General features: G+C 72.7%; 12 protein-coding genes. 1 reads left to right on the top strand and 11 read right to left on the bottom strand.

From position 1 onward, the window contains the following. Positions 1-297: 297 nt before the first annotated feature. The 11 genes from ACIO5E_RS19140 to ACIO5E_RS19190 form a co-directional block, all read right to left on the bottom strand. Positions 298-915, bottom strand: a complete 618-nt coding sequence (locus ACIO5E_RS19140; RefSeq protein WP_400669074.1) for a 2'-5' RNA ligase family protein — start codon at positions 913-915, stop codon at positions 298-300. Positions 916-926: 11 nt separating this feature from the next. Further along, entirely contained in the window at positions 927-2,822 is a 1,896-nt protein-coding gene (locus tag ACIO5E_RS19145) for an endonuclease/exonuclease/phosphatase family protein (RefSeq protein ID WP_400669076.1), read from the bottom strand. Between the two features lie 95 nt (positions 2,823-2,917). Continuing rightward, positions 2,918-4,843 carry a glycoside hydrolase family 15 protein gene (locus ACIO5E_RS19150; RefSeq protein WP_400669078.1) on the bottom strand — a complete coding sequence of 642 codons (1,926 nt, stop codon included), beginning with the start codon at positions 4,841-4,843 and terminating at the stop codon, positions 2,918-2,920. Between the two features lie 32 nt (positions 4,844-4,875). Beyond that, positions 4,876-5,325, bottom strand: a complete 450-nt coding sequence (locus tag ACIO5E_RS19155; protein ID WP_400669081.1) for a hypothetical protein — start codon at positions 5,323-5,325, stop codon at positions 4,876-4,878. After that, positions 5,322-6,266 carry a hypothetical protein gene (locus ACIO5E_RS19160; RefSeq protein WP_400669083.1) on the bottom strand — a complete coding sequence of 315 codons (945 nt, stop codon included), beginning with the start codon at positions 6,264-6,266 and terminating at the stop codon, positions 5,322-5,324. The genes ACIO5E_RS19155 and ACIO5E_RS19160 overlap by 4 nt, the downstream gene beginning before the upstream one ends. Before the next feature lie 74 nt (positions 6,267-6,340). Further along, the gene (locus ACIO5E_RS19165) at positions 6,341-6,592 is read right to left on the bottom strand and encodes a hypothetical protein (RefSeq protein WP_400669085.1); all 252 of its coding nucleotides are present in this window, start codon (positions 6,590-6,592) and stop codon (positions 6,341-6,343) included. Next, positions 6,589-7,107, bottom strand: a complete 519-nt coding sequence (locus ACIO5E_RS19170) for a hypothetical protein (protein ID WP_400669088.1) — start codon at positions 7,105-7,107, stop codon at positions 6,589-6,591. Before ACIO5E_RS19170 ends, ACIO5E_RS19165 begins: the two co-directional genes overlap by 4 nt. A 29-nt stretch (positions 7,108-7,136) precedes the next feature. Next, a complete protein-coding gene (locus tag ACIO5E_RS19175) occupies positions 7,137-8,678 on the bottom strand; it encodes a Mur ligase domain-containing protein (RefSeq protein ID WP_400669089.1) in 1,542 nt (513 codons plus the stop codon). A gap of 98 nt (positions 8,679-8,776) precedes the next feature. Then, positions 8,777-10,192, bottom strand: coding sequence for a glutamine synthetase family protein (locus ACIO5E_RS19180; RefSeq protein ID WP_400669092.1), 1,416 nt, complete (start codon positions 10,190-10,192; stop codon positions 8,777-8,779). After that, positions 10,189-11,682 carry an amino acid permease gene (locus tag ACIO5E_RS19185; protein WP_400669094.1) on the bottom strand — a complete coding sequence of 498 codons (1,494 nt, stop codon included), beginning with the start codon at positions 11,680-11,682 and terminating at the stop codon, positions 10,189-10,191. Before ACIO5E_RS19185 ends, ACIO5E_RS19180 begins: the two co-directional genes overlap by 4 nt. A 70-nt stretch (positions 11,683-11,752) precedes the next feature. Continuing rightward, positions 11,753-12,262 (bottom strand): hypothetical protein, encoded by a 510-nt coding sequence (locus ACIO5E_RS19190; RefSeq protein ID WP_400669096.1) that lies wholly within the window; start codon positions 12,260-12,262, stop codon positions 11,753-11,755. A 21-nt stretch (positions 12,263-12,283) separates the two neighbouring features. Here ACIO5E_RS19190 and ACIO5E_RS19195 point away from each other — a divergent pair, with 21 nt between their 5' ends. Further along, positions 12,284-12,625, top strand: coding sequence for a hypothetical protein (locus tag ACIO5E_RS19195; protein ID WP_400669098.1), 342 nt, complete (start codon positions 12,284-12,286; stop codon positions 12,623-12,625). Positions 12,626-12,646 lie beyond the last annotated feature (21 nt).

Below are 12,646 nucleotides of genomic sequence, written 5' to 3' on the forward strand. Positions count from 1 at the left end.
AGGCCCGTGGCCAAGCCGCCCGCCAGGATCACGCTCACCGGACACGCACGCAACCGGGATGGCGGCCAGCGCCGTGTCGAGGGCACTGGCATCGCGGACGAGCTGGCCCCCCGGGGGCCCGGCCGTCGGCCGCACGGGCGCCAGCGGCGGGCGGGTCGTGAGTTCCACACAAGCGTCCCAGGCCCGCAGCCGGCCTCGCCGTCGCCGTCCACGGCCACGCAGACTCCCTCCGTGCCGTTGCTCGCTTCCCGGCACGCTACCGGTGCCCCACGCGGCTTCGCGGGGCACCGGTAGCGCTCACACGCTGCCGTGGAGCGGAAGTTCGGCCACCGGCTCCCAACGGTAGAAGCCCGCGTCCGGGTCCTGGATCTGCATCACCAGGTGCACGGTATCGACGGTGATGGTGACCCGCTCGGGTCGCAGCTGCCGCAAGGCCCGGTTCAGGAGGTAGTCATCCGCTTGGCCGGCGTCAGCCTTGGCGTAGGCGATTGCGGTGTGCGGCCAGAACCTCTTCTCCTCCGGGCGCAGTTCGATGCCCTTCACCCGGTCGGCCGCCGCCCGCACCTTCCGGTTGAGCGCGGCCATCGGCTCCTCCGGATACGGGGCGACGGTGACCGCGGTGACGCCCGGCCACGTCGGACCGAGCTGGACCTCGAACGGCACCACGTCGGCGAGTTCCGCGCGGGCCTCCTCCTCCAGCCGCTTCACCTGCTCAGGGCCGGCCGGGTGGTGCACGCCCTGCACGGTGATGTGCAGCCACTGGGCCGGCACCGCCGCCAGGTGCTCGAAGCGGCCGAGGAGGCCGACGTGCTGACGCGCGTACTCGACGTACTGCGGGTACCGGTCGAGCAGGATCAGGAAGTGCGGGTAGGGGCTGGTCGACCAGATCCGCTTCGGGCCGAAGAAGTTCTTCACATGTTCTCCGGTCAGGGAACGATCTTGGACGGGTCGATGACGCACACGATCGGCAGGTGGTCGGAGGCGGCCCGGGCGGCGGGGCTTCGGTGGGTGCGGTAGCCGACCAGCGCCGGGGCCACGGGCCTGGTCGCCAGGGCGAGATCGATCCGGCGCGGCCCCCACGGGTCCGGGTCGCCCTGGCCGTCCTCCCAGTGCCCCACCGTCGGCTCCCACGGCGCGCCGAGGTGAGCGGCGGCGTCGACCATGAAGCCGCGGCGCAGCAGCATGGCGGTGGGCCGGCGGTCGGCGACGGTGGTGTCGCCGACCGTCTCGACGCACTGGTATTCGAGGTCGTCGTGGTCCTGGCCGCTATAGGGCTCGGCGTCGTAGAACTGCTGCACGCCGCCGACGGTGGCGGCGGAGATCGAGTTGAAGTCGCCGAGGACCAGGCCGGGCTTGGCGCCGCCGGTGCGGCGGAAGCCGCCCTTGAGCCGGAGGGCCTCGTCCGCGCGGAAGTCGGGGCGGAACGGGTCGCCGTGGTAGCTGACGACGAGCAGCGGGGCCTGTGCGCCGATGTCGAGCTGGATCGTGGTGCAGCCGTGCCAGTAGTCGGGCGACCCGTACGGCCGGAACCCTCCGGGTACCGGGGTGACCGTCGCCGGGCGCCACAGCACCGCGGTGAACCAAGGGCGGTGGGCGTTGCGGGCCATCGCGACCGGCCCGGTGCTGCCGTCGGAGCGCACGGTGGTGGCGGTGAGTCCGCACTCGCGGGCCAGGCGCTCGATGACGGCGGCGGCCTGCGCGTCCCAGCGGCGGTGCCGCTTCGCCTCGTCGACGGTCCCGTGCTCGTCGGCGTCCTCGGGCGCGTCCTCGTCGACCAGGACCTCCTGCAGACACAGGACGTCGGGGGCGACCTCGCGGATCGCGGTGACCCGGGCCTTCCACCCGTCGGTGCCGACGTCGCGGGGATGCAGCTTGTAGGCGTTGAGGTTCGCGAAGGTGACCAGCTCGGCGGTGCCCGCAACCACGCCGGCCTCCTGCCCTCCGGCCCGCTCAACGCCAGGCTCCTCACCGTCGGTGAGCGGCCACCAGACCAGGGCCTTGTCGTCCGCGGCCTTGTAGCGGGGCCACCGTTGTCCGGCGGGGTCCTCGTGCTCGGCGCGGGCGACGGCGTCGGCGACCGCCTGCGGCCCGTCTTCCCGGCACGCGCGGGCGAGTTCCGGCCACGAGTACAGCCCGTACTCCTCGACGCCGGCGGTGATGCCGTCGGTGGCGATCACGACCTCGGCCAGGTCGTCGGCCGGCCACGAGGCGGTGACCGCGTGGAGGCCCGCCTCGGGCACGGCCTCGGCGATCCAGTACCCGCCGGGGCGGTTGACCACGCCGCTCTGGAAGTCGCGCAGCTCCTGGAGGATCAGGCGGTGCCGGTCGCCGAAGCCGTGCCCGGCGCGCAGGAGATCGCGGTACTCCTGCGCCTCGGGCTGGGCGTCGACGAGCCGGGCGAGGCGGTCGTCGCGCACCGTGTGCACCGTGCCGTCGCGGCCGATGGCGACAACGGGGCTGTCGCCCAGGACGGCCGCCTCGATCCGGTCCGCCCGCCGCCGCACGACCGCCACGGTGGACGCCGGCGAGGAACCCGCGAGGAGGCCGTGGCCGCCGGCCACCGTCCCGATGGCTTCGGCGAGCACCTGGCGCAGGTCCATGCCCGGCTCCAGGGAGAGGAGTTCGGCGATGGCCGCGCCGAGGGTGTCGGCGTACCAGGCGCCGAGGGGCCGGTCGCCGGTGACGGTGGAGACGCCGTCCAGGACGATCACGGTGTCGGAGGTGGTGACCACCCGGTCCTCGCTGGGGCGGCCGTGGCCGGCGAGTTCGCCGATCCGGACGGTGGAGCCGCTCACCAGGGCTGTGCGCGGGGTGCTATGCACGGTGAACTCCGTTCCTTTCTAGGCAGGTTGGATGAAGCGGGCCAGCGTCGACGTGTCGGTGATGCTGTTGGACACGGACAGGACGGGGACGGTCATCAGCGGCATTCCTGCCGCACGCCCGCGATCGTGAGCGTGCCCTGCTCCCGCTCGGGGGGCGCTCCGGCGGGCTGAGCGCGCTGGGCCGGCAGGTGCGCGTCGCCGCAGGCGGCCAGCCGCAGGGCGGTGTCGATCAGCGGGACGTGGCTGAAGGCCTGGGGGAAGTTGCCGACCTGGCGCTTGAGGCGGGGGTCCCACTCCTCGGCGAGCAGGCCGACGTCGTTGCGCAGCGCCAGCAGGCGGTCGAACAGTTCGCGGGCCTCCTGGACGCGGCCGATCATGGCGAGGTCGTCGGCGAGCCAGAAGGAGCAGGCCAGGAAGGCGCCCTCGTGGCCGGAGAGGCCGTCGACGTTGTTGCCGGACTCGTCGTGGGTCGGGTAGCGCAGGACGAAGCCGTCCTCGGTGGACAGTTCGCGCTGGATCGCCTCGATGGTGCCGATGACGCGCTTGTCGTCCGGTGGCAGGAAGCCGACCTGGGGGATCAGCAGGAGGGAGGCATCCAGCTCCTTGCCGCCGTAGTACTGGGTGAAGGTGTTGCGCTCCGGGTCGTAGCCCCGCTCACAGACGTCCGCGTGAATCCGGTCGCGCAGCCGCTCCCAGTGGGCGAGTTCGGCGGCCGTGGTGGCCGGCCGCCGGCGCAGCAGGGTGAGGGTGCGGTCGACGGCGACCCAGGCCATCACCTTGGAGTGGACGAAGTGCCGGCGCGGGCCGCGGACCTCCCAGATGCCCTCGTCCCGCTCGGTCCAGTGGTGTTCGGTCCAGCGGGCGAGCGCGCGCAGCATCGCGTCGGCGTCGAGGGAGTCGGGCAGCCCGGCGTTCTCGGCGGCGAGCAGGGCATCGGCGACCTCGCCGGCGACGTCGAGCTGGAGCTGGCCGGCTGCGCCGTTGCCGACCCGCACGGGCCGGGAGTCCTCGTAGCCGGGAAGGTGCTCCAACTCGCGTTCGGGCAGGTGGTGTTCGCCGTGCAGGCCGTACAGGACCTGGAGGTTCGGGACGTCGGTGCCCAGGACGGCGAGCAGCCAGTCGCGCCAGGCGTCGGCTTCCTCGGTGTGGCCGAGGCGGGCGAGGGTTGTGACGGTCAGGGCGGAATCCCGCAGCCACACGTACCGGTAGTCCCAGTTGCGTTCGCCGCCGATCTGCTCCGGCAGGGAGGTGGTGGGGGCGGCGACGATCCCGCCGCCCGGGTGGCACAGGGACTTGAGGACGAGGGCGGAGCGGACGACCGCCTCCCGGTAGGGGCCCTGGTATGCGCAGCGGGACGCCCACTCGTGCAAGGCCACCTCCGTACGGGTGCGCGCCGAGCGGGGGCTGCGCAGGTCGGGGGCCGGGTGGGAGGAGGGAGACCAGGTGAGGGTGAAGGCGATGCGCTCGCCGGCGGTGATGGTGAAGTCGCAGCGCGCACCGGCGCGGGTGAGGACGTGGTGGGGGCCGTCGAGCCAGTAGGAGTCGGGGTGGACGGTGGCGCACAGGCGCGCGGTGGCGCCTCGCGAAGTGCGGGTGTACAGGGGGGCGTGGGCGCCGTAGCCGGGGCGGGCCCGGAACTTCGAGGTCATCGTCACGGTGCCGCTCAGGCCCTCGACGCTGCGGATGATCTGGGACGTCCTGGTGCCCAGCGGCATGAAGTCGGTGACCCTCACGCTGCCGGTGGGAGTGTCCCAGTCGTGTTCCAGCGACATGGTGCCCTCGCGGTAGCAGCGCCGGTCGGCCGCCGCGGGCTCGCCGTCGGTGGTGGGGCCGAGGCGCCAGAAGCCGTGCTCCTCGGTGCCGAGCAGGGCGGCGAACACGGCGGAGGAGTCGAACCTGGGCAGGCACGCCCAGGTGACGGTGCCGTCGTTGCGGACGAGGGCGCCGGTGGCGGTGCTGCCGATCAGGCCGTGGTCCTCGATGAGGAACCGGGAACGGCGGGGCAGGGCGGCGGTGGGCATGGTGTTCCTGACGGGGTGGGTCGAAGGGGAGTTCAGGCCTGGGTCGCGGCCGGTGCGCCGAGGTGGTCGAGGGCCGCCCGTACGGCGGCGGCGAGGTCGGCGGCGACGGCCAACCGGGGCATCGTGCCCTGGAGTTCTGCGTGGACGAACCGCTGCTCGCGCTCTGTGTGGTCGCAGCCGACGACCAGAGCGGTGCGCGAGAGGCGAAGGAACCGCTGTTGGACGTCGCGGACGTGCTGGGCACTGCGCGGGCACCAGAGGAGGACGGCGCTGACGCGTCGCAGGTTGTGCTCCTGCCAGCCCAACGGCGCTCTTGTCCCGAAGAGGGGCCGGGGGTTGAGGACGGTGCCGGTGAAGCCGGCCGCGTCCAGCAGGGCGACGGCGTCGCGCTGCCAGCCCGGGCGGCCGGCGCCCGAACAGTCCAGGTACAGCGTCGGGCTGCCGTTGGGGCTGAAGTGCTGCGGGTACTCGACCAGGTTCATCGGGCACCGCCGGAGGCAGCCACCGGGCTGGGGAAGCCGAGCAGGAGAACCATGACGACGGCGTGGGTACGGGTCTTGGCTCCGACTGCGTTGGTGGCCCCGGTGATGACACCGCCGACGTTGCTCGGGTTGATGCCGGTCATCCGTGCGACGGTGTGCACATCGTGGGTGGCGAGCAGGGTGAGCACCTGGTGGTCGCGCGGGGCGAGTTCCGGGAGCTGATCGGGCAGCGCCGCGCGAAGCTCGGCGGTGTCGAGCAGCTTTGAGAGGATGAGGTCGGCGATGGCGCGGGTGCGGTCGCCGAAGCCTCGGCGGCGCATCACCTTCGACATCGCGTTGGAGGCGCTGCCGGTGGAGCAGCCTAGCTGCTCGGCGACGCCGTCGTAGGTGTGGCCGAGGGCGAGCTGCAGAGCGACGTCGTGCTCGTGCCGACTGAGTCCGTCGGTGTTCTTGGCGGCTACACGGAGGGATCCGGTGTGGCTGACCAGCACGCGGCGCACCCTGCTGGCCCGGGCCTCGCGCAGCGTCGGATCGGTCGCGACGGCCAAGCAGCTCTCAGCCGAAAGCCCGAGGGCGCGCGCCGCGGCCACGTACGGGTTGGCTCCCTGCTCGCGGTGCTCTGCCGCGGACACGGAGGTCGTCCACACGTTGGTGACGCGCTGGGAGGCGAGCATGGCGGTCACGTGGCGGCCGAGGCGCTCGGCGATCAGCGCGCACGGGATGGCCATGGACCCGGCGCGCATCAGCAGCCGCAGCAGCGGGGCAGGGACGGTGGCTGGCCCGGGGGCACCTGCGGCCAGGATGACCGGGTCGGCGCCGGACAGACGGGAGGCGGGCAGTTGGATGAGGGCGCTGGCGTCGACGAGGAGGCCTTCGCGGGTGATCAGGTGTCGGTCCAGGTCGCGGGCCGAGATTCCGTCGGCAGGTCGTAAGGTGCTCATCTTCTGTCTGGTGTTGTCGGGGTGCGGCCCTGGCCCGAAACGGCCGCCATGGGGTGGTGCGGTGTAGCGGGTGTTCAGTCGGCCGGCCGAGGCGGGTCCTGCTGGGAGGAGCCGGTCCGGCACTTCGGCGTAGAACGCGAGGTGAGCAGGCGGTCTGCGACGGCCAGGGTGCTGAAGGCGGTGAGGGAGAAGATCGCCAGGTAGAGCGGCTGGGAGACGTCGGCTCGGTGCTGAACGAGGTAGAGGACGGCGGCCCCGACCTGAACTCCGAGGAGGAAGCAAACGGCTCCGATCGCTGCTCTGCCGCCGGTGTTGCGGGGGCTCACGCCGCCCGGCCGCGGGGTGCGGCGTGGCGGAGCGGCTCGGCGGGCCACGTGGGGTCGATGTCGCTGAGATAGACCAGACCGGACAGCACGGCGGCGATGCTCGCCTGAATCTGGGTGCGCACGCCCAGCCAGGCACGCAGGTCCCGGCCGTAGCCGCGCAGCGTAGCGGCCGTGACGTCGAAGTCGACCGTGAGTTCCAGGGTGGTGCGCCCGCCGACCCAGCCCACGAGGACCCGGTACAGGCGAGGGGGGAGGCAGATCGGGGTGGTGAGCGCGGCGCAGGGCTCCGAGGTGGCGGTGATGATGCGGCGCGCGGTGCCCCACGCGGCGAGCTGGGACGCGGTGCAGGTGCCGGTGGCCGCGATCAGATCCTGGATGGCGTGGTCGATCTCGCTTCTTTCCCACGGGAGTTCGGGGTCGGCCACGATCGTGCGGACGGTGGACTCGGCGGCGATGTGGCCGAGCAGACGGACCTGCTGCTCGGTCAGGGCGTGGGCGGGAAGGGCGGTGGCCATGGTGGCGTCTCCGGTGGTCGAAGGGCGGTTCACGGGCGTCCGGCGCCTGGGGCAACGGTGGGGGGGAGGTGGTCGAGAAGTCGGGGCCCGAGCTGCTGGGCCTGGCCGGTCCCGACGACCAGGACGAGGTCGCCCTCGGCGGTCATCTCGGCGAGTCGCTGCTCGGGGCCGGGCTCGCACGGACCTGATCGGACGCGGTGGACCGCACCGGTTCCGAGGACTCGAACGGCGGCCCGCTCGACGGCGTCCAGCGGGTCGGGCCCGTCGTGTTCGGTCAGCGGTGTGCTGACCGGCAGGAGAAGCACGTGGTCGGCATCGCCGAGGGCGGCGCCGAGTTCGTCGGCGTGGGCGCTGGTGCGGGCGAGGCCGTCCGGCTCCAGGGCCACGAGCACGGACCCCTCGGTGAGCATCCGGGCGGCCGTGACGTCCTGGGCGATCTCGCGGGCATGCCGGGCGCGGGAATCCACGACGGTGATGCCGCACTGCGTGCCGAGCACGGCGAGCGAGCGCTGCACCCCGCGGAAGGCGCCGACGCGCTCCGCGATGGCCTGCGGATCCTCGCCGGCGACGAGAGCGGTGGCGAGGGCGGCGCAGGCCGCCAGGGCATGGTGGCGGCCGATGACCGGGACGGTGAACTGGTGCTGCACGTCCTGGTAGTGGAGGGTGAGAAGGTGTTCGCCGCCGAGCCACCGGGGGGTGAGGACCCACACGTCGGCACCCTCGGCGAGGCCGACAGTCACCACGGTGGGGCCGGGCCCGCCCGTGAGCGACGGCCGGTCCGAGATCCGCTCGTGCACGATCTTGGCGCCCTTGTCCCACAGCGGCAGCACCACCGCGGCGGACGATCGGGCGAGGCAGGTGGCTTCGTTGAGCGCCTCGATGATGTCCTCGAAGTGCGGCTCGTTCCTGGAGGCGCTGGTGATCAGCGTCACCGAGGGGTGGGGACGCCGGTACGGGGTCGCGGTGCCGGGGCGGTGGCTCCAGGGCCTGAGGGGAGCGGCCTCGTAGGTGGTGGCGTCCGGACACAGGTCCACCACCAGCCGCCGGTCGCCGCCGTGCCCCGGCGCGCCGTTCCGGGAGGGAGCGTTGAGGATCCAGCCGGTGTGCCCGTCGTCCAACGCGGCGGCGAGCACCGCCGCCGCCGTCGCGGTGCCGTGGCTGCCGCCGACGGCCACCAGCTGACCGCTGAACCCCGCGGTCGCCGAGGCGAGCGCGTGCTCGCGGGCGAGCACCGGCAGTCGCAGCTCCTGGGCTCGGTCGAGTTCGGGGTGAGGTGCAGCCACCGCCCCCGGCCACACCGCACAGGTCCTGTCGTCCCGGACGTTGCGGGCGTCGAAGCCGGCCAGCACGCTCACCCCGGCCTCGCGCAGCCGGGCGGCCGCGGCGCCGTCGAGGTCTGCGGGGTCGATGCTGCCGGTGATGTCCAGGTGTGCCTTGGCCAGCCACAGCGCCAGGCCCTCCATGCCGGGCTTCGCGGCGTCGACCAGGTGCGCCTTGGCCAGCACATCGGGCCGGCCGGGTGTCGGCTTCGTCCTGCCGTTCGCGCGGGGTTGGACGGAGACAGCGTCCATGCTCTCCAAGGAGTCCTCCAACAGGTGAGGGTGAGGGATGTGGATTGGACCGGGCCGGTCGCGGGCCCGGGGGTTTAGCGCCGCGACCGACCCGGGGCTCATGCCTGGGTGAGACCGCGCTCCAGCTCGGCGTCGGTGACGCGGGCGGCGTGGTGTTCCAGGTCCATCCGGGCGACGCGCGCCAGGTGCGCGACGACCGGCTCGCCGAGCAGGTCCCCGGCCAGTTCGCTGGTCTCGAAGGCATCGAGCGCCTCGGCCAGGGACTGCGGCGCCGACGGCGCCTCGTCGTGCTCGTAGGCGTCGCCGCTGACGGCGGGCGGCGCCTTGAGGCCGGCCTCGACGCCGTGCCGGATACCGGCGAGCACCGCTGCCAGGGCGAGCATCGGGTTGGCGTCCGCGCCCGGCAGGCGGACCTCCAGCCGCAGGCTGCGGCCGTGGCCGACCACCCGCACCGCGCACGTCCGGTTGTCCCGGCCCCAGGCGAGCCGGGCGGGGGCGAAGGAGTGGTCCACGAGCCGCTTGTAGCTGTTCACGTACGGCGCCCACAGCGGGGCGACCTCGGGCAGCACCGTCAGCAGCCCGGCCACCGCCTGCTCGCCCAGCTCCGACAGTTCGGTCCCGTCCACGGGGTCAGCGGCAAGCACCGTCCGGCCGTCGAAGTCGGCCAGCGACACATGCAGGTGCAGGCCGCTGCCGACCCCGGTGGACGGGGCCGCCATGAACGACGCCGTCAGACCGGCTTCGTCCGCGATCGTCTTCGCGGCGTGCTTGAACAGCACGTGCTGCTCGCACGCGGCCAGCGCCTCCCCGTACGGGAAGGTGACCTCGACCTGGCCGGCACCGCCCTCCCCCTTGACGGCCTCGACCGGCAGGTCCGCACCCGCGAGAACCTCCCGGAGCCGTCGGCCGAACTCCCGCACCACCGGCGGCTGGTCCAGGGCGTAGTCGCGGTTGTCCCGGACGACGGGGCGAAGCCCCCGCCAACCGGCCGCCGCCGCATCCCGGGCGGTGCCCTCGTACAGCACGAACTCCGTCTCGATCCCCACCGCCGGCACCATGCCGAGCCCGGCGAGCCGGTGCAGCTGCTCGTTCAACACCGTGCCCGGACTCAGCGGGTGGGGCCACCCACCGCCGACCGGCTCTGCGAGCACCAGCGCGGTGTCCGACAGCCACGGCAGCAGCCGGGCCCGCTTCGTGTCGGGCAGCAGACCGACGTCACCGAAGCCGCTCGCCCAGGAGAACGGCCCGCTAGCCGCCGGGGTCATGCCCAGGTCGGTGCCGAGGACGTACGCGCACATCTCCGTGGACAGCGCCCCCGACCGCAGCCGCTCCAGCAGCGTCCTCGCGTCGTGCTCCTTGCCCTTGAGCCGGCCCTGCACGTCGACCGTCGCCAGCAGCACGGTGTCGACACCGAAGGCGGCCACCAGCTGTTCCAGCGGCCCGGTCGGCGAGACTGCCGACGGAGTCGGGGGCTTGGCCGCGCGGAGGCGGGCGGCCCGCATCGTCGCCCTCATACGATCAGCTCCTCGACCCGGGCCAGGTGCGGGTCGTCCACCACCGGGACGGAGAACTTGGAGCCGGCCATCCGCCACCACACCCACGCCAGGGCGAGGACCGCAGCCAGGGTGACCGGCGCGTAGTTGAACGTCTCGATCGTCACCGGGAAACGCTGCGGCAGGCACACCAGCACGGTCAGCACCACCACCCACACCACTGCGGCGACCCCGATCGGCCTGCTCCACCGGCCCAGGCTCCACGGGCCCGGGACGAATCGGTCGCCCTGCCGCAGCCGCAGGAACACCGGGATGACGTAGGAGGGGGTCATCCCGATCACGTTCACCGCCGTCACCGCGCCGTACGCGGTGGCGGACCAGAGCGACGGGACGGCCAGGACGAACGCCACCGACACCGCCAGCCACACCGCGGGGACCGGCACGCCGTTGGCCGAGACCCGTCGCCACGTCGCCGATCCTGGCAGCGCACCGTCCCGCGAGAAGGCGTAGATCATCCGGGAGGCCGCAGTGGTCTCCGCGCTGCCGCAGAACAGCTGGGCGCCGATGACGACGAGCAGCAGCAGCTTCGCGCCGGTCATTCCGACCGCGTCCAGGAAGACCTGCGCGGGCGGCGCCGCGGCGCCGACTGTGCCGGAGTAGTCCTGGACGGCGAACAGCAGGCCGGCCAGCAGGACGAAGCCCGCCAGCAGGGACACCCAGATCGAGCGGACGATGCCGCGCGGCGCCGCGATCCTGGCGTCCTTGGTCTCCTCCGACAGGTGCGCGCTCGCGTCATAGCCGCAGAAGGTGTAGCCGGCCAGCAGCAGGCCAATCGCCGAGACGTAGATGGGGCTGGCCCAGCCGGTGCCGTTCTCGAAGTGCGTGAACACCCAGGAAAGGGACTGGTGGTGGGAGGGGACGACGGCGAGCATACCGACGATCAGGGCGACACCGAGCAGGTGCCACCACACCGAGATCGAGTTAAGCAGGCTGACCACGTTCACGGCGAAGACGTTCAGAAGGGCGTGCAGTACCAGGACGCCCGCGAATATCACCAGGATCAGGCCCGGCGTCGGAGCGACTCCCCACTGCAGCCCGGCGAACGCGGCGATGAACGACGCGGCCCCGTAGTCGATGCCGGCGATCCCGCCCAGCAAGCCGAGCAAGTTCAACCAGCCGGTCGTCCAGCCCCACCGAGGGCCGCCGAGCCGCTGGGCCATGTAGTAGAGGCCGCCGGACGTGGGGTAAGCGCTGGTGACCTCGGCGAGCGCCGCACCAACCAACAACACAGCCAAACCGACAGCGACCCAGCCCCACATCATCACGGCCGGGCCGCCGGTCACCAGCCCGAACCCGAACAGCGTCATGCAGCCGCTGAGCACCGAGATGACCGAGAAGCTGACCGCAAAGTTGCCGAAGCCGCCCATCCTTCGGACGAGTTCGGGCTCGTAGCCGAGCGACCGAAGATGGTCGTCCTCGGGTGCGGACGCGGTGGACTGGGGCCAGGACATGGCGAAACCTCCGGGAAGAAGACGGGGATCGAACCCAGCGCGGTGCCGGGCGGACAGTGGCCGACGATCGTCAGCCGACGACGGCGTAGGACTGGGCCATCGCCTTCCGCAGCAGGTCGCCCGGTCGGTCCGCCAGGCTCTGCCAGGGCTGCATGGAGATGAACGGGGCCATCGCGGCGAAGACCTCGGCCGCCTGCTGGCGCTGGCGGCTCGCCCAGAGCGCGTGGGCGAGGTGGCTCTCGTCCGCCACCGGCCACCGGACCTCCTGCCCGAGTGCGGCCCGCCAGTGGGAGAAAGCGCCGAGCACCGTGGCGCGGACCGTCTCCTCGTCCGTCCACTGCAGCTGGACCACGTCCTTGCGCTCGGCGCGGCGGTAGCGGTCGACGTAGAGGTACAGCGGCAGGGCATGAAGCGCGGAACCGTCCGGTGCACCGGGCAAATAGGTGGCCAGGAAGCTGGCCGCCGGACCGCTCTCACCGCGGGCCAGCCAGAAGCGCAGCATCCGGTGAAACGCCTCCCTGTTCCACGGATCCACCTGCCGGACCTGGTCGAACAGGCCCCACGGGCCGGGCGGAAGCATCTGGTCAGGTGCCGGAACACGATGCTCGGGCCGCGCCTGGCCGCCGTCCAGTTGCGCGAGAGTGAGCAGCCCGAGCCACGGCACGGGATCACCCCCAAGTACCGAAGCTGCCAGCCAGCACCACTGCCGGGCCGTGCCTTCGAGCGCCACGGCTTCCCGAGCCCCGCCCTGCCGCTGGCCACCCAGCAGAGCCTGATCGACGGCAACGCGGGTATGCAGCGCGGTCAGGCCGAACGCGGCGGGCTCCTCGGCGGCCCAGTGCCGGAGGACATCGTTGTGGCCGGCTACCGCTCCCAGAACCTGGGTTCGCGACACCCACAATCCCGGGTCGCCCCAGGAGTGGGCGAGAAGCGCTCGCACTGAATACCACCGTCCGTGCCGCAG

The sequence above is a fragment of the Kitasatospora sp. NPDC087314 genome (genome assembly GCF_044744365.1).
Lineage (GTDB): Bacteria > Actinomycetota > Actinomycetes > Streptomycetales > Streptomycetaceae > Kitasatospora.

Coding starts and splice junctions, on each gene's coding strand:
- ACIO5E_RS19170 (WP_400669088.1), bottom strand. CDS start 7,107: ATGGCCACCGCCCTTCCCGCCCACGCCCTGACCGAGCAGCAGGTCCGT.
- ACIO5E_RS19185 (WP_400669094.1), bottom strand. CDS start 11,682: ATGTCCTGGCCCCAGTCCACCGCGTCCGCACCCGAGGACGACCATCTT.
- ACIO5E_RS19155 (WP_400669081.1), bottom strand. CDS start 5,325: ATGAACCTGGTCGAGTACCCGCAGCACTTCAGCCCCAACGGCAGCCCG.
- ACIO5E_RS19180 (WP_400669092.1), bottom strand. CDS start 10,192: ATGAGGGCGACGATGCGGGCCGCCCGCCTCCGCGCGGCCAAGCCCCCG.
- ACIO5E_RS19160 (WP_400669083.1), bottom strand. CDS start 6,266: ATGAGCACCTTACGACCTGCCGACGGAATCTCGGCCCGCGACCTGGAC.
- ACIO5E_RS19175 (WP_400669089.1), bottom strand. CDS start 8,678: ATGGACGCTGTCTCCGTCCAACCCCGCGCGAACGGCAGGACGAAGCCG.
- ACIO5E_RS19195 (WP_400669098.1), top strand. CDS start 12,284: ATGCTCGGGCCGCGCCTGGCCGCCGTCCAGTTGCGCGAGAGTGAGCAG.
- ACIO5E_RS19150 (WP_400669078.1), bottom strand. CDS start 4,843: ATGCCCACCGCCGCCCTGCCCCGCCGTTCCCGGTTCCTCATCGAGGAC.
- ACIO5E_RS19190 (WP_400669096.1), bottom strand. CDS start 12,262: ATGCTTCCGCCCGGCCCGTGGGGCCTGTTCGACCAGGTCCGGCAGGTG.